The 20,219-nt window shown below is 67.2% G+C and carries 16 protein-coding genes; 8 read left to right on the top strand and 8 right to left on the bottom strand.

Features of this window, described 5'->3' with window-relative positions; translation table 11 throughout:
• Positions 1–24 precede the first annotated feature (24 nt).
• Positions 25–276: a DUF7455 domain-containing protein gene (locus QMG61_RS02245; RefSeq protein ID WP_283492712.1), complete on the top strand. Its 252-nt coding sequence runs from the start codon at positions 25–27 to the stop codon at positions 274–276.
• A gap of 93 nt (positions 277–369) precedes the next feature.
• On the opposite strand, the gene QMG61_RS02240 is transcribed toward QMG61_RS02245, so the two are convergent.
• The 5 genes from QMG61_RS02240 to QMG61_RS02220 all read right to left on the bottom strand — a co-directional run bounded on the left by QMG61_RS02240 (position 370) and on the right by QMG61_RS02220 (position 6,385).
• Complete coding sequence (locus tag QMG61_RS02240; protein ID WP_283492711.1) at positions 370–1,110, bottom strand: type 1 glutamine amidotransferase; 741 nt, start codon at positions 1,108–1,110, stop codon at positions 370–372.
• Positions 1,110–2,378: a MurT ligase domain-containing protein gene (locus QMG61_RS02235; protein ID WP_283492710.1), complete on the bottom strand. Its 1,269-nt coding sequence runs from the start codon at positions 2,376–2,378 to the stop codon at positions 1,110–1,112. Before QMG61_RS02235 ends, QMG61_RS02240 begins: the two co-directional genes overlap by 1 nt.
• An 8-nt stretch (positions 2,379–2,386) precedes the next feature.
• The gene (locus QMG61_RS02230) at positions 2,387–3,727 is read right to left on the bottom strand and encodes an RNA polymerase sigma factor (protein ID WP_283492709.1); all 1,341 of its coding nucleotides are present in this window, start codon (positions 3,725–3,727) and stop codon (positions 2,387–2,389) included.
• Positions 3,728–3,957: 230 nt separating this feature from the next.
• The gene (locus tag QMG61_RS02225; RefSeq protein ID WP_283492708.1) at positions 3,958–5,292 is read right to left on the bottom strand and encodes an MFS transporter; all 1,335 of its coding nucleotides are present in this window, start codon (positions 5,290–5,292) and stop codon (positions 3,958–3,960) included.
• A 169-nt stretch (positions 5,293–5,461) separates the two neighbouring features.
• Positions 5,462–6,385 carry a proteasome assembly chaperone family protein gene (locus tag QMG61_RS02220; RefSeq protein ID WP_283492707.1) on the bottom strand — a complete coding sequence of 308 codons (924 nt, stop codon included), beginning with the start codon at positions 6,383–6,385 and terminating at the stop codon, positions 5,462–5,464.
• A gap of 95 nt (positions 6,386–6,480) precedes the next feature.
• On the opposite strand from QMG61_RS02220, the gene QMG61_RS02215 reads away from it, so the two are divergent.
• The 3 genes from QMG61_RS02215 to QMG61_RS02205 all read left to right on the top strand — a co-directional run bounded on the left by QMG61_RS02215 (position 6,481) and on the right by QMG61_RS02205 (position 10,957).
• The gene (locus QMG61_RS02215) at positions 6,481–7,977 is read left to right on the top strand and encodes a leucyl aminopeptidase (RefSeq protein WP_283492706.1); all 1,497 of its coding nucleotides are present in this window, start codon (positions 6,481–6,483) and stop codon (positions 7,975–7,977) included.
• Between the two features lie 104 nt (positions 7,978–8,081).
• Positions 8,082–9,455 carry a dihydrolipoyl dehydrogenase gene (gene lpdA / locus QMG61_RS02210; protein ID WP_283492705.1) on the top strand — a complete coding sequence of 458 codons (1,374 nt, stop codon included), beginning with the start codon at positions 8,082–8,084 and terminating at the stop codon, positions 9,453–9,455.
• 68 nt (positions 9,456–9,523) lie between these two features.
• A complete protein-coding gene (locus tag QMG61_RS02205) occupies positions 9,524–10,957 on the top strand; it encodes a 2-oxo acid dehydrogenase subunit E2 (RefSeq protein ID WP_283492704.1) in 1,434 nt (477 codons plus the stop codon).
• Positions 10,958–10,982: 25 nt separating this feature from the next.
• Here the strand turns inward: QMG61_RS02205 and QMG61_RS02200 are convergent, their stop codons facing one another.
• A complete protein-coding gene (locus QMG61_RS02200) occupies positions 10,983–12,308 on the bottom strand; it encodes a hypothetical protein (protein WP_283492703.1) in 1,326 nt (441 codons plus the stop codon).
• Positions 12,309–12,590: 282 nt separating this feature from the next.
• Here QMG61_RS02200 and lipB point away from each other — a divergent pair, with 282 nt between their 5' ends.
• The 3 genes from lipB to QMG61_RS02185 are packed head-to-tail and all read left to right on the top strand — an operon-like array spanning position 12,591 to position 14,971.
• The gene (lipB, locus tag QMG61_RS02195) at positions 12,591–13,226 is read left to right on the top strand and encodes a lipoyl(octanoyl) transferase LipB (protein ID WP_283492702.1); all 636 of its coding nucleotides are present in this window, start codon (positions 12,591–12,593) and stop codon (positions 13,224–13,226) included.
• Positions 13,223–14,212, top strand: a complete 990-nt coding sequence (gene lipA / locus QMG61_RS02190; RefSeq protein ID WP_283492701.1) for a lipoyl synthase — start codon at positions 13,223–13,225, stop codon at positions 14,210–14,212. Before lipB ends, lipA begins: the two co-directional genes overlap by 4 nt.
• Before the next feature lie 48 nt (positions 14,213–14,260).
• Positions 14,261–14,971: a DUF4191 domain-containing protein gene (locus QMG61_RS02185; RefSeq protein WP_283492700.1), complete on the top strand. Its 711-nt coding sequence runs from the start codon at positions 14,261–14,263 to the stop codon at positions 14,969–14,971.
• An 86-nt stretch (positions 14,972–15,057) separates the two neighbouring features.
• On the opposite strand, the gene QMG61_RS02180 is transcribed toward QMG61_RS02185, so the two are convergent.
• Positions 15,058–15,501: an RDD family protein gene (locus QMG61_RS02180; protein ID WP_283492699.1), complete on the bottom strand. Its 444-nt coding sequence runs from the start codon at positions 15,499–15,501 to the stop codon at positions 15,058–15,060.
• Between the two features lie 144 nt (positions 15,502–15,645).
• Between QMG61_RS02180 and glnA the strand changes: the two genes are divergently transcribed.
• Positions 15,646–17,070 carry a type I glutamate--ammonia ligase gene (glnA, locus tag QMG61_RS02175; RefSeq protein ID WP_283492698.1) on the top strand — a complete coding sequence of 475 codons (1,425 nt, stop codon included), beginning with the start codon at positions 15,646–15,648 and terminating at the stop codon, positions 17,068–17,070.
• 109 nt (positions 17,071–17,179) lie between these two features.
• Here glnA and QMG61_RS02170 read toward each other — a convergent pair whose 3' ends face one another.
• On the bottom strand, positions 17,180–20,212 hold the full coding sequence (locus QMG61_RS02170; RefSeq protein ID WP_283492697.1) for a bifunctional [glutamine synthetase] adenylyltransferase/[glutamine synthetase]-adenylyl-L-tyrosine phosphorylase: 3,033 nt from the start codon (positions 20,210–20,212) through the stop codon (positions 17,180–17,182).
• Between the last annotated feature and the right edge of the window lie 7 nt (positions 20,213–20,219).

Here is a 20,219-nt window from a genome sequence, read left to right as displayed (position 1 = left end):
GGTATCAGTCCGGAGGAGGAAAACATGTCCCAGATCGCAACCGGAAATGGTGCCATCGACCAGAATTCCGTCGACGGGCAGAGCGCACCTCACCAGCTCACCGCGGCAGACCGCTGTGACGCGTGTGGCGCGCAGGCGTACATTCGGGTCGTCGTCAACAACAGCGAACTGATGTTCTGCGCCCACCACGGTCGCAAGCACCAGGAGAAGCTCGCCGCCATCGCCGAGAGCTGGCACGACGAGTCGAGCCGACTCCTTGAGGACCAGCGCTCCTAGCCAGGCGCCGGGCCACCACTCAGCGGCGCGTTCGACTTCGGTCGGTCGCGCCGCTTTTTTGTCTCTGCGCCCCGGTGCCCCGAGGCGCGTCGGTCACTCCGAGGGGAGCCCGAGCCTCGCGGCCAGCTGATCGCGTCCGGCCTTCGCAATCGCATCGACGGACGCTGCCCTCTCCCCCGGAACGTACTCGCCGCCCGCACGGGTCACGGCCGTGGCCAGCAAGTGATCAGCGAGGGCGGGGTTGCGCGCCAGCACCGGACCGTGCAGGTGGGTGCCGAACAGGTTGCCCATCACGAGGCCCTCCACACCTGTACCCGCCGCCACTGCGCCGTTGCCGGTGCCGGAGCGCACCTTCCCCAGCGGAGACGCTTCCGCGCCGGTGTAACCGCGGGCATGGTTCTCGAACCCGACCAGCCTGCCGAACTTCGAGTCGACAACGATGTCGTCGGTCGCACGCTCCGGCAGCGGAACGGCCCGGCCGGCCACGATTCCCAGACCCTCGACGACGGTCCCGTCGCCCAGCTCGATCCCCCAGCTCAGGAGCTCCCAGCCGGTGCCGACGGCAAGAATGGGGATCCCTGCCGTGCACCACGTGCGCAGTTGCTCGGTCATCGTCGCAAGGATGTCCCGCACGGTTATCAGTGAGGTATCGGAGCCCGAACCGACCACGACGAGGTCGATCTGGTCCGGCAGGTCCGCGGCAGCGCGCACCTCCACGATGCTGGCGTCGAAACCGGCCCAGCGTGCTCGCTGGGCGAGCACCCGGGCGTTCGCGGCGTCGCCGTTGCTTCCGAGCAGCTCCGGGAGCACCGTCACGATGGTGAGTGCGCGCATCAGTCCCGCCCTGCCTTGTTGGAGGCGAGTCCCAGATGGGCCCTGGTGCGGCGCATCGAGTCCGCCGAGAAAATGATGGTCTTCAACCCGACCTGCGGGTCGGGCAAGGCGAGGAAGTCGTCGAGCGCCTTGCCGAGATCGAGCTCGATCCGGTCGACGGTGACGTCGTCGTAGGCCAACTGGAGGGCGATCTCCTGCGCCTTCGAACCGGATGCGATCGCGACCCGGTCGAGGCCGGAGGTATCGACCGGCCAGAAGTAGGACGGGTCACGCACGTCGGAGCCGATTGCGATCAGGATCTGGTCGGTCCCGGACGCGAGGCTGTCCACGTTCAATTGGAAGCTCGCGGGATTCTGTACGAGCACGAATTCAACCTTGCGGCCGCGAACCGTGACGATTTCGCCGCGGCCGAAGACCGGCGGGATGGCCGAGATGGCCGCCGCCGCGATGGCGGGGTCGAACCGGTCGCCGAGTACCGCCTGGGCAGTGCACAGCGCGGTGACCGCGTCGACGGCGTAGTGCGTTCCTCGGGCCGGCAACACCATCGGATACGGGGCGCCGTCCACCAGGACGGTGGCCTCCCGGCCGTCGACCGCGGTCAGGAGCATTCCCTCTGCCGCGCCCAGCCGCGCAACGGCGGTCGCACTGTAGCCCAGGCCCCGCGGGTTCGCCGCGAGAACGTCCGCCGACACTCCGAAGCGGGAAATCCCGACGGGGGCGTCGAGATGAACCGCCAGGTCGAGCAGGTACTGGTCGTCAGCGTTCACGACGACGGTGCCGGTGGCGCGGGACGCAATCTTGGCGAGCATCGCCGCGACCATCTCGGAATCGTGGAAACGATCGATCTGGTCGACCATGACATTGGTCAGCGCGACGACGCGTGGCGTCAGCGAACCCGAGATCAGGGCGCCGTGGCCCTCATCCATCTCGAGAACTGCGACATCGCCACTGATCCGACCGGCGAGGCTCGCCTGCTCGAGCAGCGCGGAGGTGAGTCCCTGGCTGATGTTGGCCGTCGACTCGTTCGTGAATACGCCCAGACCGTGCGCGCGGAGCGCGGCCACCAACAACTTCGTGGTGGTGGACTTGCCGCTCGAGCCGGTCACAATGACCAGGCCACCGGGAAAACCGTTCAGCGTCCGGGCCAGGAACCCAGGCGCGATCGTATTCACAACGAGACCCGGAACCGCGGAGCCCCCGCCCGGCTTGCGCCATCTGGCCAGGAGACGAACGATCCGGCCGACGAGGATCGCCGGTGCATAGCGCACGCGGCGACCTATTCCAGGTAGTCGCGTAGTGACTGCGACCGTGACGGGTGACGCAGCTTGGCCATCGTCTTCGATTCGATCTGACGGATGCGCTCACGCGTCACGCCGAACGTGTCACCGATCTGATCGAGGGTCTTCGGCATGCCATCGCCGAGGCCGAAACGCATCCGGATCACGCCGGCCTCACGCTCCGACAGAGAGTCAAGCAGGCTTTCCAGCTGCTTCTGCAGCATCGTGAAGCCGACGGCGTCCGCCGGCACGACGGCCTCGGTGTCCTCGATCAGGTCGCCGAATTCGCTGTCGCCGTCCTCGCCGAGGGGGGTGTGCAGCGAAATAGGTTCGCGGCCGTACTTCTGGACCTCGACGACCTTCTCCGGCGTCATGTCCAGTTCACGGCTGAGTTCTTCGGGGGTAGGCTCGCGGCCCAGATCCTGCAGCATCTGGCGCTGCACGCGGGCCAGCTTGTTGATGACCTCGACCATGTGCACCGGGATGCGGATTGTGCGGGCCTGGTCGGCCATCGCCCGGGTGATCGCCTGGCGGATCCACCAGGTGGCATAGGTGGAGAACTTGAAGCCCTTCGTGTAGTCGAACTTCTCGACGGCACGGATCAGGCCCAGGTTTCCCTCCTGGATCAGGTCGAGGAACTGCATCCCACGACCCGTGTAGCGCTTGGCGAGGGAGACGACGAGGCGGAGGTTGGCACCCAGGAGGTGGCTCTTGGCGCGGGCGCCGTCCTTCGCTACCCACAGGAGTTCGCGGCCGAGCGCACTCTTCTTCTCCGCGTCGCTCATGACGGCCAGCTTGTCCTCAGCGAAGAGTCCGGCCTCAATCCGCATGGCGAGTTCGACCTCTTCGGCCGCGTTCAGGAGCGCGACCTTTCCGATCTGCTTGAGGTAGTCCTTGACGGGGTCAGCGGTCGCGCCGGTGATCGCGCTCGAGTAGACCGGGACTTCGTCGTCGTCGTCAACGAGTGAGAGCACCAGGGCACCGCTGGGCAGCGGTTCGGCCGCGGCCGCGCGCTTCTTGCGTTCCTCGGCGTCGTCGTCGTCTGAATCTGCGTCTTCGCCGGCAGCATGCTCGTCGTGGTCATCGGACCCCGCCGCCGCCTTGCCCTTGGTCTTGGTGGCCGCGGCGCGCTTGCGCGGTGCGGGCTTCTCTCCGGCGGCCTCTGCGGCCAGGGCGGCAGCGGCCTTCGCGGCGGCGGCCTTGGTGACGGGCTTCTTCACGGCCGGGGTCTTAGCCGCAGTCGCCTTGGCCGGCGCCTTGGCCGCAGAATCGGGCGCTGCCACGTCGGGCGTGGCCGCTGTAGTTTCTTCGCTTGGCTCGGATTTTGTGCGGGTTGCCATTCGAACACCTCTCATGCCGTGGCGCTGTCGCCGGCGGCGCTGCCAGGGCGATCACGGCCAAGTAGAGACGGCCGGATTGACACCTGGGCAGTGTGGATTTTGGGCAGTACTAGGACCCATGTCAAGTCCCGGGCTAATCGCAGAGACAAGATTGTCAGTGCTCCCAGGACCAGAACGGGCCCTATTGACAATTATTGCATGCTTTGTGTAAGAGGCAAGCCAGGATAGACCTACTCCGGCCGTCGTCGCCTGTGCCAGGCGCGAGCTACGGCCACCCAGATCGGGGCGACCACGATTCCGTCGTCGTCCGAGAGCTGGCGGCGGGTGCGGGCTCTGGCTCGCAGCAGGAAGACGACGCCGAGTCCAATCACCAGGTACTGCACCGAAAACGCCACCCGGAACGAGTCCAGCGAATAGAGGTTGCTTGCGCCGCCGGCGGCGACCCGCCAGCCGTCCTGAAGGTCGAGCAGCAGGCCGATCAGGAATACCATGACGAAGCTGGCGGTGAAGCCGCCCACATTGACCACGCCGTTGGCGGAGCCGTGGCTGCGCTGCGGGTTGAAGGTGCGAGCGAAATCGAATCCGATCAACGACCCCGGCCCGCCGACCCCAAGCGCGACCAGCAGCAAGACGATCAGCCACAGCGGGGGCGTCCCCGGCCAGAGGAGCACGACCGCCCACGCCGTGCCCATCAGGGCAACGCAGCCGAGCACGATGTTGCTGCGCCGCAACGGATACCGTGCCGTCAGGATTCCGAGGATGGGCCCGGCAATCATCCCGGCCCCGACCAACACCATGAGCATCCCGGCCGCGAACGAGGCCTCATAGCCGAGGCCGTAAACCATGAAGGGGAAGCCCCAGAGCAGAGTGAACACGGTTCCGGAGGACTGGGTGACGTAGTGCGACCAGAAGCCCAGCTGCGTACCCGGCCGCTTGAAGCTGTGTTTCAGCAGAGCGAGCGCCGCAGCCCAACTCGTCGGGCGGTCCTCTGCGGTGCTGCCGGGAGGCCGGTCCTGCACGACCGCGATCACGACGACGAGCGCGACGACCGCGACTGATGCCGCTGACACGAACGCGGTGGTCCAGCCCCAGGTGTGCAGCACCCAGGCCAGGGGCACGGCCGACATGACCTGGCCCAATTGGCCGATGTTGCCGAGCCACTGGGAGAGCTGCGGCACCTTGCGGCCCGTGAACCAGGACGAGACCAGCCGGATCATCGAGATGAAGATGGTGGCGTCGCCCGCTCCAACCAGGATGCGGCCGACCACGGCCACCCCGATGGTCGGCGCGAAGGCCAGGGTGAGCTGTCCGCCGACCATGAGCGCGGTTCCGGAGATGACCAGCACGCGGGGACCATATCGGTCGATCAGGACGCCCACAGGGACCTGCGCCGCGGCGTAGACGACCAGCTGGACCACCGCGAGGCTGGAGAGCACCGCGGCCGAGCCGCCGAATCGCTCCGTCGCGGCGACACCTGCCACTCCCAGCGACGAACGCTGCATGACGGCCGAGAGGTATGCGAACGAACCGATCGCGAAGATCAACCAGGAGCGACGCGAGTTCATTGCCCCTAACATACCGGCTCAGGGTCCTCAACCTGCTCAGGGTCCTCAACCTGCTCAGGGTCCTCAACCTGCTCAGGGTCCTCAACCTGCTCAGGGTCCTCAACCTGCTCAGGGTCCTCAACCTGCTCGGAGCCCTGCGCCGGCATGGGCTCCGCTCCGGCGGCCGGTGCTATGCGGGCGTGCCGTCGTCCCGGCTGCGGCGGGTCTGGAGGAAATTCTCCAGCTCGGCGGCGATCTCGTCCGCGCTGGGCAGCTCTCCGGCCTCGTCCGTCAGCGGCGACCGGAGGGTGCTGCCCTCCATATAGGCGTCGTAGCGTTCCTCGAGTGTCCCGACGAGCTTGGCGAGTTCGGGATTGTCGTGCACCTGTTCGTCGATCCGCGCCACGAAATCGCGGTTTTGTTCCCTGAGCTGGTCGGACGGAAAGATGAGACCCGTCGCGGCGCTCGTGCTCTCCAAAGCCGAGAGCGCCGTCGACGGGAACTCGGTGTCTGAGAGGTAGTGCGGCACGAGCAGAACGAAGCCGACGACGGATGCCCCACTCTCCTGGAGCCGGAACTCGACCAGATGGAGGGCATTGGCGGGGACCTGCGTGTGCGGCCGCCAGACGGACATGCTCTCGATCAGGTCGGAACGGTTGCCGCTCACGGTGACGCCGATTGGCCGGGTATGCGGGACCGGCATCGGGATCGCGTGCACCCAGGTTGTCGACGAGACCTTGAAACGCCGGGCAAGCTCAAGCACCGCCGCCGTGAACTGCTCCCAGCGGAAGTCGGGTTCGAAGCCGGCCAGGAGCAGGAACTGCTGGCCGATCTCGTCCCTGGCCAGATAGAGCCGGAGCGCCGGCGGTTCATAGTCGGTCAGGTGGTCCTGGTCGAAATAGATGATCGGGCGACGCGCCCGATAGTCGAGGAGAACATCGGCGTCGAATGCCGCGATCACCGAATGATCGAGGGTATTGCGCAGGTACTCTGTGAACTGGGACACCGCGCCGCCCGCATCCGCGAAGCCGGTCAGACCCGCGACGAGGTGCAGGCCCTCCGGGACGCCCTCGGCGTCCGCGGTCAGCTCATAAAGGTCACCAGGATCGCGCATGTCGTTAACTCTAAACGTCAATATCCGTGGGTCGGGGGAATCGATCACCTCGCCGTGATGCCGAGAGCGAACAGGCTGCCCCGTAGCATCAAGGGATGACCGTTCCCAGCCTTACCGTGTCCGCACAGCCCGCACTCGACTCAACCGTCGACGTTCTTGTCGTCGGGGCGCTGTCCTCCGGCGACAGCGCCGTGCTGTTCGCCGACCCAGCCTTTGCCAGTCTGGCCGGCGTGCTCGCCGATCTCGGCGTCTCGGGCGGTCGCGACCACCTCGTGCGGCTGCCGGCCGCGGTGGGCGCGGCTCGCAGCATCGCCATCATCGGAATCGGCACGGAGGCCACGGCGGACACGCTCCGCCACGCCGCAGGGTCCGCCGTCCGCCAGCTCACCGGCGTGTCCTCGGTCGCCTTCGCGTTTCCGACCGAAACCGCCGCGGAGGCGGAGGCGGTCCTGGAGGGTGCGGCTCTGGGCGCGTACGCGTTCACGACCTACCGCCACAGTTCCCTCGCCGCCACCAAGCTTCCCGCTGAGCACATCACGGTGTTCACGGCTCTCGATCTGGGCGACGCGCCGACCCGGGTCGGCATCATCGCGGACGCGGTGAGCCTGGTCAAGGATCTCGTCAACACTCCCCCGTTGGACCTCTACCCGGAGTCCCTGGCCCGGCTGGCCGTCGAAGCGGTCGACGCGAGAGCCGACCTGCCGATCGAGGTGCGGGTGTGGGACGAGGACCAGCTCGCTGCGGACGGTTTCGGTGGGATCACCGGCGTCGGACAGGGTTCGACCCGTCCGCCACGACTGGTCAAGGTCACCTATTCACCGGCGGGGGCGACAAGGCATCTCGCCCTGGTCGGGAAGGGCATCACCTTCGACACCGGCGGACTCTCGCTGAAGGCGCCGGCCTCGATGGTGGGCATGAAGTACGACATGACCGGGGCCGCCACGGTTCTGGCCGCCACACTGGCCGCGGCACGGCTCGGACTCAACCTCAAGGTGACGGCGTGGCTCTGCATCGCCGAGAACATGCCCTCCGGCTCCGCGATCAGGCCCAACGACGTTCTCCGGATCCGCGGCGGGCAGACCGTCGAGGTGCTCAACACCGATGCGGAGGGACGCCTGGTCCTCGCGGACGGGCTCGTCGCCGCCGGTGAGGAAGCACCCGACGCCATCATCGACGTGGCCACCCTGACCGGAGCGGCCATCGTCGCCCTCGGCACGCGGTACTACGCGGTGATGGGCGACGACACCATGGTCGCCCGGGTGCTCGAGGCCGGCAAGGCGGTTGGCGAGCAGGCCTGGCCGATGCCGTTGCCGGACGAGCTCCGTCCTCTGCTCAACTCGGATGTCGCCGATATCGCCAATGCCAAGATCGGTAACTCCGCCGGCGGCATGCTGCTGGCCGGGGTTTTCCTCCGCGAATTCGTCGGCACCCGCGGCGAAGGCGAGGACGCCGTGAAGATCCCCTGGGCGCACCTGGACATCGCGGGGCCGGCGCACAACACCGGCAGCGCCTTCGGCTTCACCAATGCCGGGCCGACCGGGATTTCGCTCCGGGCGTTACTGCGACTGGCCGAGGACTTTTCACGCCCGTAGTACAGTCGAGGTGGCGAGATAAGCTTGCCGCTCAGCGAATGCCTGCGGTGTCGTCTTTCACGACGCCCGGCAACCGAGTTAGTGATGCACGAGGGAGTATCTGGGTGTCGGAACAGAATTTTGACCTTGTCGTTCTCGGTGGAGGAAGCGGTGGATACGCAGCGGCGCTGCGTGCGGTCCAGCTGGGCCTCACCGTTGGCCTGATCGAGAAGGGCAAGCTCGGGGGCACGTGCCTCCACGTTGGCTGCATTCCGACCAAGGCGCTCCTGCACTCCGCGGAGGTCGCGGACGTCAGCCGGGAATCGGCCAAGTACGGTGTGAAGACGCAGTTCGAGGGCATCGACATGCAGGCCGTCACGGCGTTCCGCGAGGGCATCGTCGCCTCCAAGTTCAAGGGTCTCCAGGGTCTGATCAAGGCGCGCGGGATCACGGTCATCGCCGGCGAAGGCCGCCTGATCTCCCCGACCACCGTGCAGGTGGGCGAGGACACCATTGTCGGCAAGAACGTTGTCCTGGCGACCGGTTCGTATTCCCGGTCTCTGCCCGGACTCGAAATTGGCGGACGGGTCATCACCAGTGAGCAGGCTCTCGACCTCGACTACGTGCCCCGCAAGGTCGCCGTCCTCGGCGGCGGGGTGATCGGTGTCGAATTCGCCAGCGTCTGGAAGTCCTTCGGCGCCGAGGTCACGATCATCGAGGCGCTCCCGCACCTCGTTCCCAACGAGGAAGAATCCATCTCCAAGCAGTTGGAGCGTGCCTTCCGCAAGCGTGGCATCGAATACTCCCTCGGTATCCGATTCCAGAGCGTCAGCCAGGACGAGAACGGCGTCGTCGTCACCCTCGAGAACGGCACCACGGTCGAGGCCGATCTCCTTCTCGTGGCCGTCGGCCGCGGAGCTGCGACCGCCGGACTGGGGTTCGAGGAAGTCGGCATCACCGTCGACCGCGGCTTCGTGATCACCGATGAGCGCCTCGCCACCAACATTCCCGGCGTCTACGCCGTCGGCGACATCGTGCCCGGCCTGCAGCTCGCCCACCGCGGGTTCCAGCAGGGCATCTTCGTCGCGGAGGAAATCGCGGGTCTGAACCCGATCGTGGTCGAGGACCTCAACATCCCGAAGGTCACCTATTGTGACCCCGAGATTGCCTCCGTCGGCTACTCGGAGGCGAAGGCCGCCGAGAAGTTCGGCGCAGACAAGATTTCCAGCTACGAATACAATCTCGGCGGCAACGGCAAGAGCTCCATCCTCGGCACGAGCGGTTCGATCAAGCTCGTGCGAGTCCTGGACGGACCCATCGTCGGCGTGCACATGATCGGCGCCCGCGTCGGCGAGCTGATCGGTGAAGGTCAGCTGGTTGTGAACTGGGAGGCGTACCCCGAGGACATCGCCCCGTTCCTGCACGCGCACCCCACCCAGAATGAAGCGCTCGGCGAGGCCTTCCTGGCCCTGGCCGGCAAGCCCCTGCACGCAATGTAGCCGAATCCCCGGCGCACAGACTCTCAGTAAGAAAATTACAGACAAATGGTTTTGAAGGAGACAAACGCATGAGCGAATCCGTTAACCTCCCGGCACTCGGTGAGAGTGTCACAGAGGGTACGGTAACCCGCTGGCTGAAGAACGTGGGCGACCACGTCGAAGTCGACGAGCCGCTGTTGGAAGTATCGACCGACAAGGTGGACACGGAGATCCCGTCCCCCATTGCCGGCATCATCGAGGCCATCCTGGTCCAGGAGGACGAGACCGTCGAGGTCGGAACGCCACTGGTGACCATCGGCGACGGTTCGGCAGCAGCCGCTCCCGCCGCGGCCCCCGCCGCAGAGGCACCGGCCGAGCCCGCACCCGCAGCTCCGGCCGAAGCTGCGCCGGCAGCTCCCGTCGAGCCGACTCCCGCCCCCGAGGCTCCGGCACCTGTTGCAGCGCCCGCCCCCGTGGCAGCGCCGCCCGCAGCGGTTGCCCCGCCCGTGGCAGCGCCGCCCGCAGTGGTTGCCCCGCCCGTGGCAGCGCCGCCCGCAGTGGTTGCCCCGCCCGTGGCAGCGCCCGCAGCGGTCGCCGAGCCGGTCGCGTCCCGCGGCTCGCACGCCGGCACCTCCGGCTACGTCACCCCGATCGTGCGGAAGCTGGCCAATGAGGCCGGCATCGACCTTTCCACCGTCTCCGGTACCGGAGTCGGCGGGCGGATCCGCAAGGAAGACATCGAAGCGGCCAGGTCAACGGCATCCGTCGGCACCGCGACCGCTGCGGCACCCGCCGTCGAGGTCTCGCCCCTGCGTGGCACAACGGTGCCGATGTCTCGCCTCCGCAAGGTTGTCGCCGAGCGCGCGGTCATCTCGATGCAGTCGTCTGCACAGCTGACCACCGTGGTTGAGGTCGATGTGACTCGCGTTGCGATCCTCCGCGACAAGGTCAAGGCGGAGTTCCACAGCACGACCGGCAACAAGCTCTCCTTCCTGCCGTTCTTCGCCCTGGCCGCGGCCGAGGCACTCCAGGCCAACCCGATCATCAACGCCACGATCGACGGCGACTCGATCGTGTACCCCGGCCAGGAGAACATCAGCATCGCTGTGGACACCGAGCGTGGCCTGCTGACCCCGGTCGTGCGCAATGCCGGCGAGCTCGATCTGGCCGGTTTCGCCGCCCAGATCGCGGACCTGGCCCAGCGCACCCGCGACAACAAGCTCAAGCCCGATGAGCTGTCCGGCGGAACGTTCACGCTCACCAACACCGGCTCGCGCGGCGCGCTGTTCGACACCCCCGTCGTGTTCCTGCCGCAGAGCGCGATTCTGGGCACCGGCGTCGTGTACAAGAAGCCGATCGTTGTCACCACCGACGGCCTCGACTCGATTGCCATCCGTTCCACGGTCTTCCTGGCCCTGTCCTACGACCACCGCATCATCGACGGCGCGGATGCCTCCCGTTTCCTCGTCATGATGAAGCAGCGCCTCGAGGCCGGAGACTTCGAAGCCAACCTGGGCATCTGAGAAATCAGTCCGGGAGAATCGACGATCAGTAGTCGAAGACCTGCCTGATCCGCCAGCCGGCCTCGCCCTTGACCACAAGGACCGAGGCCGGTTTGCGCTTTCCCGGCTGCCCGCCGCGCAGGACCACACCCACCAGGGCCACATCGCCACTGCGCTCGAGCAGGGCGGGATCGCCGCCGTTGCCATCACTGGCCGGGACCACAGCAGAGCCTGACTGCTGCGCCGTGCGGATGGCCTCGGCGTCCGCCGCGAGAGCGACGGAACCGGCCTGGTCGACGCCGTCGAGACAGGCGACGGATGCGGCCACCAGACAGCCCGCGCGTCGCCGCAGCAACACCTGCACCGCCCGCACCGGCTCATCACCCTCAAGGTCAGCACCGTCGCCCTCCGCATCGTCGGCACGCGGCGGCGCACGCGGCGGCGCAGTGGGTGCCGACGTCGGGCTTCGGACGTCGACGGTCTCCGTGCCGCCCCCTGGCGAATCAGGCGGATTCAGGAACGTGAGGAGCAGAACCACCACGGCGACGGCCACGAGCCAGCCTACGAGGAGCGGCCTCCGGTGCCCCCGCAGAGCGCCGGCGAGGCGATCCCGGGCCTGCGCCACCGGTCGGACGGCCGACAGCGGTCGGAGGCGCCTGGCGGGTCCGGAGGTGCTCACCATCCCCGGGCTGCCGCCGCGCAACAGAATCCGCCTGACGCTTTCGCTCGCGTCCCATTTTCTCCCCTGCTCCATTTGTGTAGCCCGGCTCTCCAACTGCACCGCCGCCGCGGCCGCCCAGTTGAAAAGTCGGTGCTCAAACTCGTCCAGCAGACCGCGGAAGGGCAGCCTCGGCGTCTCCGAGGCCAGCCACGCCGCCGGAGTGGGTCCCCCAGCACCGACCAGGGCCGGCCCGACCCGATCGAGCACCCCGAGAGCGAATGCCGCGAACCGGTCGGCGGCCTCCTCCGTCGCCCTGCTTCTGGTGGGGCCGGGTGGCGGCAGATCCCGCAGGCGGCCCAATCCGGTCAGCACCGGCCTGCCTCGCGCGTCGAAGCGTACGGTCCTCTGACCCGGCCCGTCGTGCAGGTACCCCAGGTCCAGCAGTTCCGCCAACGCCGCCGCGACCGGCGCGAGAATCGTCACGGCCTCCCCGGGCTCGAGGAGGCTGCCCTCACCCAGCCACCGGCTGAGCCGGATCCCGGTCAGGTGTTCCTGCACGAAACAGACCCGCCCGTCGGAAAGCGTTGCCACGTCGATGAGCGCCGCGAACCGTGCGCCCGCGCCCTCGGTGAGTACCCGGAATTCGCGCTCGATCGCGGCCCCCGATGCCTCCGACCGAAAGATCTTCAGGGCGACGGGCGCGCGCGTCACGCCTTGTTCCCGGACCGAGGGCACACCCAGGTACACATCGGCCAGCTCACCGGTCCCGAGCCGTCGGACCACCCGGTACCCAGCGATGGTGTTGCGGTCATCGGTCGGCTCGGCCGACGCAGCGGCGGTCCCGTCCGATTCCGGATCGCGGTGACGACGCCAACGAATTCTCACCCTCCACACAGTGCCTCCCTGCACGGATTTCCGACGCGTTTTCGTGCAGGCCGTGGAGAACCGTCCGTGGCGGCAGATGCCGAGGACGAGCTGACCTAGACTGGCGTCATGCTCGACTTTGTCGTCGCGGGGCTAAGCGCCAACTCCGTGCCGTATGTTGAGGGCCTTGAGCTCCAACGCGCAGTCCACCGTTCGGTCGTCTCGGGTGAGAAACCCGGCACCGTCCTCTTCCTCGAACACCCGGCCGTGTACACGGCCGGGAAACGCACGGAGCCGGAGGAACGTCCCACCGACGGCACCCCCGTCATCGACGTCGACCGGGGCGGGAAGATCACCTGGCACGGGCCGGGCCAACTCGTCGGCTATCCGATCCTGCGCCTGGTCGAACCCATCGACGTCGTCGGTTACGTGCGGATGCTCGAAGGCATCCTGATCGATGTGCTCGCCGAGTTCGGCATCGACGGCCGCCAGGTTCACGGTCGTTCCGGCGTCTGGGTCGGCCCAGACGGTTTCGAAGAGAAGATCGCGGCCATCGGTATCCGCGTCGCCGAAGGAGTCACCATGCACGGATTCGCCCTCAATTGCAGCAATTCCCTGGAACCGTACGGCCGGATCATCGCCTGCGGGATCAGGGACGCCGGCGTGACGACCATGTCACGCGTTCTGGGTCGCGAGGTTGATACCGCCGAGTTGATCGAACCGATCAAAGCCGGCTTCCTGCGCACCGTGGCGGTCGCCGCGTGAGCGCCGTACCCGAGGGCCGGAAGATGCTCCGCCTCGAGGTCAGGAACGCCGAGACACCCATCGAGCGCAAGCCCGAGTGGATCAAAATCAAGGCAAAAATGGGCCCCGAGTACCAGAAGATGCAGAGCCTCGTCAAGAGCGAGGACCTGCACACGGTCTGCCAGGAGGCCGGCTGCCCCAACATCTATGAGTGCTGGGAAGACCGAGAGGCGACCTTCCTGATCGGTGGGTCGCAGTGCACCAGGCGCTGCGATTTCTGCATGATCGACACCGGCAAACCGGCCGAGTACGACCGCGACGAACCACGCCGGGTGGCCGAATCCGTTGTCAAGATGAATCTGCGGTACGCCACCGTGACCGGCGTCGCCCGCGACGACCAGCCCGACGAGGGGTCCTGGATCTACGCCGAGACCATCCGACAAATCCACCAGCAGAGCCCCGGCACCGGCGTGGAGATCCTGGTTCCGGACTTCTCCGGCAACCCAGACCACCTGGGTGAGGTCTTCTCGGCCGAGCCGGAGGTCTTCGCTCACAACGTCGAGACCGTGCCGCGGATCTTCAAGAGGGTGCGCCCGGCCTTCCGGTACGACCGGTCGCTCGATGTGCTCAGCCAGGGCCGCGCCGCGGGCCTGATCACCAAGTCGAACCTGATCCTCGGCATGGGTGAGGAGCGGGCGGAGGTCAGCCAGGCACTGCAGGACCTGCACGACGCCGGCACCGACATCATCACGATCACCCAATACCTGCGACCGAGCGCCCGGCACCTGCCGGTCGCCCGCTGGGTCAAGCCGGAGGAATTCGTCGAACTCAAGCAGGAAGCGGAGGCCATCGGTTTCATCGGGGTTCTCTCCGGTCCTCTGGTGCGCTCGTCCTATCGCGCCGGCCGCCTGTGGGCTCAGTCCATGCTGGCGACCGGCCGCGAGGTCCCTGCCGAACTCCGCCACCTCGCGGATGCGACGCTCGGCTTCGCCCAAGCAGTCGGCTGACCCAAAAACGGTCACCGGGCGATCAAGCTACTCGATAGTCTTGGAACCATGGCACGCAGCAAGGACAAGTCTCCCCGCACCCCCAAAGAACCCGGCCGCCTGAAGCAAATGTGGCAGGTGTTCCAGATGACGAGACGCTACGACTCGAACATCGTCCTGTTCATGATTCTGGCGTTCGTGATCCCGGTCGCGGTCAGCCTCCTGCTCGCGCTGCTGTTGTCTCCCGGCAACGTCATCACCGTCGTGCTCTGGGCGGTGTCCGGGGTGCTCGGTGGCCTGCTCGCGATGCTGATCATCCTGGGCCGCCGCGCCGAGAAGGCCGCGTACTCGCAGATCGAGGGCCAGCCGGGCGCGGTCGGCGCCGTGCTTCGCAGCTCGCTGAAACGCGGCTGGGTCGGCAGTGAAATGCCCGTCGCCGTCAACGGCAAGACCCAGGATGCCGTCTACCGCGCGGTTGGCCGGGGCGGGGTTGTCCTGATCAGTGAGGGCCCCCGCACCCGCACGACTCGAATGGTCGACGAGGAACGCCGCATGGTCACCCGCCTGGGCGGCAGTATTGCCGTGACGGTCATCTCGGTCGGTCCCGACGCCGACGCCGTTCCCCTGCACAAGCTCGCCCGTCGCCTCACCCGGATCAAGCCGACCCTGACCAAGGCCGAGGTTCTCGCGGTCAACAACCGCTTGTCGTCGATGACCAAGAAGCTCCCGATCCCCAAGGGCGTCGACCCGATGAAGGCCAGGCCTCAGCGCGGCAACTGACCCGCTGACCGCTGTCGGCCGCTGTCGGCCGCTGTCGGCCGCTGTCGGCCGCTCTCCGCCGCTGTCCGCCAAGTAACAATCGCGGGTCAACCGCGAATGAGCACCGTTCCGGCGACCTTGTCGTGGAATCCCCGCTGGTCCGAGTCCCAGACCAGCGCCGGGATCGCGAAACCCAGCAGAACCGAACGCACGATCGGGCGCCAGACCCCGGCCCACCCACCGGTCAGCGAGATGAGGCGGAGCCCCGTGAGCCGGTGCCCGATGCTGCCGCCGATCGTGGGAATGAAGACGATCTGAAGCAGCACAAACACCCCGCTGACGACGAAACCGCTGTAATTCAGGAACGTGTAGTTGAACGCCCAGAAAGCCACCCCCGTGGCGACGACCTGATCGATGGCCAGGGCCGCGATGCGACGGCCGACCCTGCCGACCGAGCCGGGTCCGGTGTCCGGAAGCCCGAGGCGCTCCCCCGGCCACCTGCTCGGTGGAAGTTGTCCGAATGTGGTCGGTTTGGCGGCTGCGGCTGACACCCGATGAGTCTAGCGAGCCGCCCCCGCTGTAACATGTGTGAAACATAAGCGTCACTGTCGGGTAATGCCGCCCCACTAACCTCAATGGAGCCGCAGTGCGCGACTTTTCGAGATTAATGCCCCCGTCGTTTGGAGTAAAACCGCATGTTCCGCGATTCGTCAGAAGTGCTCAAATTCATCAAGGACACCGACGTCAAGTTCCTTGACATCCGTTTCACCGACCTGCCGGGTGTGCAGCAGCACTTCAACATCCCCGCGTCAACCGTCGACGAGGAATTCTTCACGGTCGGCCAGATGTTCGACGGCTCGTCGATCCGCGGTTTCGCGTCGATCCACGAGTCCGACATGCAGCTCATCCCTGACGTGACCACCGCGTACATCGATGCATTCCGCACCGAGCGTACGCTGATCATGCTCTTCGACATCTACAACCCGCGCAACGGCGAGATTTATTCGAAGGACCCGCGCCAGGTGGCCAAGAAGGCCGAGAAATACCTCGCGTCGACCGGCATCGCCGACACCGCGTTCTTCGCCCCCGAAGCCGAGTTCTACATCTTCGACGACGTCCGCTACGAAGTGAACCAGCACTCCAGCTTCTACTCCGTTGACTCCAGCGAGGGTGCCTGGAACTCCGGCAAGGCAGAAGTGGGCGGAAACCTCGCCAACAAGACCCCCTTCAAGGGCGGCTACTTCCCGGTCAGCCCCGTCGACCAGCACGCCGACCTGCGCGACGACATCTGCCTCAAGCTGATTGATGCCGGTCTCATCCTCGAGCGCAGCCACCACGAGGTCGGCACCGGCGGACAGGGCGAGATCAACTACCGCTTCGACACCATGGTGCATGCGGCCGACGACCTTCTCAAGTTCAAGTACATCGTCAAGAACACCTCCGCCGAGTGGGGCAAGACCGCCACGTTCATGCCCAAGCCGCTCTTCGGCGACAACGGCTCCGGCATGCACACCCACCAGTCGCTGTGGTCCGACGGCAAGCCGTTGTTCTACGACGAGGCCGGCTACGGCGGACTTTCCGACGTCGCACGCTGGTACATCGGTGGCCTGCTCAAGCACGCCCCGGCGGTGCTCGCCTTCACAAACCCGAGCGTCAACTCCTACCACCGCCTGGTTCCGGGCTTCGAAGCTCCGGTCAACCTGGTCTACTCGGCCGGAAACCGCTCGGCGTCGATCCGGATCCCGATCACCGGCACCAACCCGAAGGCCAAGCGCATCGAATTCCGCGCACCGGATGCCTCTGGCAACCCGTACCTTGCCTTCGCCGCCCAGCTGATGGCCGGCCTCGACGGGATCAAGAACCGGATCGAACCGCACGAGCCGGTCGACAAGGACCTCTACGAGCTGCCCCCCGAAGAAGCCAAGAACATCCCCCAGGTTCCGGCCTCCCTCGAAGCCGCACTGCTGGCCCTCGAGGAAGACCACGAATTCCTCCTCGCTGGGAACGTGTTCACGCCCGAACTGATCGAAACCTGGATCGGCTACAAGCGCGAGATGGAAATCAAGCCGCTGGCTCAGCGTCCGCACCCCTTCGAGTTCGAGCTGTACTACGGCGTCTAAGTCGCTCCGGTGTGAAACCCCGCCGCGGCTGAACCAGTCGCGACGGTGACAACGACAGGGCCGCACTCCTCCGGGAGTGCGGCCCTGTCGTTGTCAATCCCGGCGCCGGTCAGCCGGCGAACGGCCCTGCACGCTCAACGGGGCCGTAGAAGCGACGCTCGAAGACGGCTCGTGCCCGCCTGGTGACGGCGAGATAGTCCTCCTCGAGACGGTTCGCCGACCCCGGCGGGTACTCCAGCACCCGGGCGACGCCCTCGAGTTGTACCCGGTCGGTGGGGAGCACGTCCGCGGTCCGGTTCGTCCAGAGGGTGATCGCGGACCGGCAGCGCGAGGCGAACAGCCAGGCCGCCCGGAGGATGTCGGCATCCGCTTCACTGACCAGGTCCGCCTCGACGGCGGCGCTGAGCGCACCCAGGGTGGATTCGGTTCGCAGCGCGGGAATGCGGGCCGCGTGTTGGAGCTGGAGCAACTGCACGAACCATTCGACGTCACTGAGTGACCCGCGGCCCAGCTTGAGGTGCCGGTTCGGGTCTGCCCCCTGCGGGAGGCGCTCGCTCTCGACCCGCGCCTTGATCCGCTTGACCTCGCGCACCTCTTGCGCGCCGATGTTCTCCGGATAGCGCACCGCGTCGGCGACCCGATCGAAATCGTGGAGCAGGTCGGCGTCGCCGGCCACGGCCCGTCCGCGCAGAAGAGCCTGGGCCTCCCAGGTCAACGACCATCGCCGGTAATAGGCCTCGTACGATTCCAGGGAGCGGGCGACCGGGCCGTTCTTGCCCTCCGGACGCAGGTCCATGTCCAGGTCAAGCGGGAGCCGGTTGTCGTCGGTGAGGCGGTTGAGCTCCTTGACGATGAACTTCGCCCGGTCGTGGGCGGCCGAGCCCTCGAGCGTGCCGGTACGGAAGACGTACATGACGTCGGCGTCCGAGCCGAAGCCGAGTTCGGCACCGCCGAAGCGGCCCATCCCGATCACCGCGAATTCGATGCCGTCGGAGGGACCACCCGGCTCCCCCGTGAGCGTCGTCCCGCGGATTGCGGCCGTCACACCCTGGATGATCGTGGCCGTGACGTCGGTCAGCCCGGTCGCGAGCTCGTCGATGGTGAGCCGGCCGAGGATCGCACCGAAGGCGAGCCGCAGGACCTCTCGCCGACGGGCAGTGCGCATGATCGACGCCGCCGCATCGGGGCTCCCGTGCCGGGCCAGGACGGCCCGGACCTCCTCCTGCAGGGTCGCGAGCGAGCGGGGTCGAAGGTCATCCTCGTTCTCCAACCAGGCCACGGACTCGGGAATCGTCTCCAGGAGCTCCCCCACGAACCGAGAAGAGGACAGAACGCGGGTGAGCCGTTGGGCGGCCCCTGACGAGTCGCGAAGCATCCGCAGGAACCAGTAGGTGGTGCCGAGGCTGTCGCTGAGCCGACGGAACGACAGCAGGCCGTAGTCGGGATCGGCCCCCTCGGAGAACCACTGCAGCAGGACGGGTAGCAGGTGACGTTGGATCGTCGCGCGGCGGGAGACCCCGCCGGTGAGTGCGGCGATGTGCCCGAGGGCACCCTTGGTATTGCGGAATCCGATCGCGGCCAGCCGCGCCTCCGCCTGAGCGCTCGTGAGATTCAGACCTTCGGCCGGCAGCGCGGCGACCGCGGAGAGCAGCGGACGATAGAACAGTCGCTCGTGCAGTCCGCGGACTCGCCGCTTGACCTCAGCCCAGCGCAGGGTGAGCTGTGCCGCGCTGGTGGCCAGCCCCGTCGCCCTGGCCAGGATTCGAAGGCTCGCCTCGTCGCGTGGCATGAGGTGGGTCCGCCGCAGGCGTTCCAACTGCAACCGGTGCTCCATCAGCCGGAGGATGCGGTAGTCCTGCGCGAATTCCGCGGCCTCGGCCCGTCCAACGTATCCGCTGTCGGCCAGGGCGGTCAGTGCGGGGAGGGTCCCGGCCTGCCGCACGTCCGGGTCGGCCTGGCCGTGAACGAGCTGCAGCAGTTGCACGGTGAATTCGATGTCGCGCAGCCCGCCGGGACCCAGCTTGAGCTGCACCGCGACCTCGTCGTCGGGAATGTTGTCGGTGACTCGTTCCCGCATCCGCTGAACGGACTCGACGAAGTTCTCCCGGCTCGCGCTGGTCCACACCTTGGGTGCCACGGCTTGAACGTAGCGTTCGCCGAGGTCCAGGTTTCCGGCCAGGGGCCTGGCCTTGAGTAGCGCCTGGAACTCCCAGCTCTTGGCCCAGCGTTCGTAGTAGGCCAGGTGGGATTCGAGCGAACGCACGAGCGCACCGGATTTGCCCTCCGGACGCAGGTTGGGGTCGACCTCCCACAGCTCGGCCTCGGTCGTCGGCTGGTTGAGTCCCCGCATCATCAGGATGGCCAGCCGGGTGGCGATGTCGACCGCCCTGGGCGATTCGAGTTCGGTTTCCGGATCGGCCTCGGCGACGAAGATCACGTCGACGTCACTGACGTAGTTGAGTTCGGCCGCACCCGCCTTCCCCATCCCGATCACGGCCAGCCGGGTGGCCCGCACCTCCGCCACGGGGAAGACGCCCGGGCCGGCCACCGGACCGCTCGTCATGCTGCGTGCAACGGCCAGGGAGGCCTCCAGGGCCGCCGCCGCGAGGTCGGCGAGTGCCCGGGCGACCTCATCCAGTCCGGCCACGGGATCGGCCTGCTCGAGGTCGTATGCCGCCAGCTCGGCCAGGCGCCTGCGGTAGCGCACCCGCAGGGCGATCCAGCCCGCATCCTCGACGACGTTCGCGAAGCCGTCGACGGCCCCGACCGACTCGAGCAGATCGGCTGTCAGCGCCGCAGCGTCGGGTAGTTCCACCAGGGCGCTCGCGAGCACCCCCAGCTCGTCCGGGTGCTGAAGGAAGAACTCCGCCAGGCCGCTGGAGGCGCCCAGCACCCGGAGCAGGCGCAGCGTCGCACCCGGCCGGGCGATCAGGGCCTTCACCTCCGCCGGCGCCTGGCGGAGCAGCGCAAGCAGCCCGGTGAGCGCACCATCCGGGCTCGCCACGAGGGCGAGCATGGGGAGGACAACCAACGAATCGGGTCCGCCCAACTCTTCGACCTCGTCCAGCCGCCCCCTGACCTCGCCCAGTTCGACGAATCCGACCTTGGCGAGATCGGTCAGGGTCAGCGGTTCCCGCTTCATTGCGTCC

This window comes from Cryobacterium sp. PH31-AA6 (assembly GCF_030063195.1).
In the GTDB taxonomy this organism is placed as follows: domain Bacteria; phylum Actinomycetota; class Actinomycetes; order Actinomycetales; family Microbacteriaceae; genus Cryobacterium.
This window is presented reverse-complemented; position numbering and strand designations above follow the sequence as displayed.

What these genes read in the sequence shown, in the direction of transcription:
- QMG61_RS02245 (WP_283492712.1), top strand. Translation starts at nt 25, where the DNA reads ATGTCCCAGATCGCAACCGGAAATGGTGCCATCGACCAGAATTCCGTC.
- QMG61_RS02240 (WP_283492711.1), bottom strand. Translation starts at nt 1,110, where the DNA reads ATGCGCGCACTCACCATCGTGACGGTGCTCCCGGAGCTGCTCGGAAGC.
- QMG61_RS02230 (WP_283492709.1), bottom strand. Translation starts at nt 3,727, where the DNA reads ATGGCAACCCGCACAAAATCCGAGCCAAGCGAAGAAACTACAGCGGCC.
- QMG61_RS02225 (WP_283492708.1), bottom strand. Translation starts at nt 5,292, where the DNA reads ATGAACTCGCGTCGCTCCTGGTTGATCTTCGCGATCGGTTCGTTCGCA.
- QMG61_RS02220 (WP_283492707.1), bottom strand. Translation starts at nt 6,385, where the DNA reads ATGCGCGATCCTGGTGACCTTTATGAGCTGACCGCGGACGCCGAGGGC.
- QMG61_RS02215 (WP_283492706.1), top strand. Translation starts at nt 6,481, where the DNA reads ATGACCGTTCCCAGCCTTACCGTGTCCGCACAGCCCGCACTCGACTCA.
- QMG61_RS02205 (WP_283492704.1), top strand. Translation starts at nt 9,524, where the DNA reads ATGAGCGAATCCGTTAACCTCCCGGCACTCGGTGAGAGTGTCACAGAG.
- lipB (WP_283492702.1), top strand. Translation starts at nt 12,591, where the DNA reads ATGCTCGACTTTGTCGTCGCGGGGCTAAGCGCCAACTCCGTGCCGTAT.
- QMG61_RS02185 (WP_283492700.1), top strand. Translation starts at nt 14,261, where the DNA reads ATGGCACGCAGCAAGGACAAGTCTCCCCGCACCCCCAAAGAACCCGGC.
- glnA (WP_283492698.1), top strand. Translation starts at nt 15,646, where the DNA reads ATGTTCCGCGATTCGTCAGAAGTGCTCAAATTCATCAAGGACACCGAC.
- QMG61_RS02170 (WP_283492697.1), bottom strand. Translation starts at nt 20,212, where the DNA reads ATGAAGCGGGAACCGCTGACCCTGACCGATCTCGCCAAGGTCGGATTC.